The 548-nt window shown below is 43.6% G+C and carries 1 pseudogene; it reads left to right on the forward strand.

Annotated elements, in window-relative coordinates:
* Nucleotides 1-274: 274 nt before the first annotated feature.
* Nucleotides 275-548: pseudogene (locus R8O10_RS26975) on the forward strand (N-acetyltransferase); the annotation flags it as partial.

Genomic DNA, 548 nt, shown 5'->3' on the forward strand with positions numbered 1-548 from the left:
TGGTGAACAATACACCGTGCCATCGACGATTGATGATCCAACGAGCCTGAATGAAATAGAGCGAGTATTACGACGCTAACAATTTATCGTCGTACTCAAATGAAACCCTGATCCTCGAACTCCGTAGTTTGGTTCTGCCTCTGTATGCCGATTTGTACAGGGGCTTTTTTGCGTTGGTGCTCCAGAAAACAATCGTGAGTAGGCGCTTTTGTGGCTTGCCAAGCCTGTGTTTTCGCAACACACTATACGGACTCAAATTTTGGTAACCCTTAGTATGTCTGCATTTGTAATCAAAGCTGCGAGTTTTGATGATTTAGAAGTGCTCAACGATCTTATGTTCGATTTGCACGATGAGCACCATGTTCAATCCCCTGAATTGTTTAAAACTGCTGAAGAAATCGAGCAAGAGAAAAGCATTGCTCGTTACATCGATAATCCCGAGTGTTTGGTATATGTAGCGAAAGTCGGAGATGAAGTTATCGGTTTTGTCTCTGGTCACTTTTGTGAGTTAACTTCCGTTGTCAGCCAACCTGTGATGATGGGCAGTG

It is taken from the genome of Vibrio sp. 1727, assembly GCF_033344415.1.
GTDB lineage: Bacteria > Pseudomonadota > Gammaproteobacteria > Enterobacterales > Vibrionaceae > Vibrio > Vibrio alginolyticus.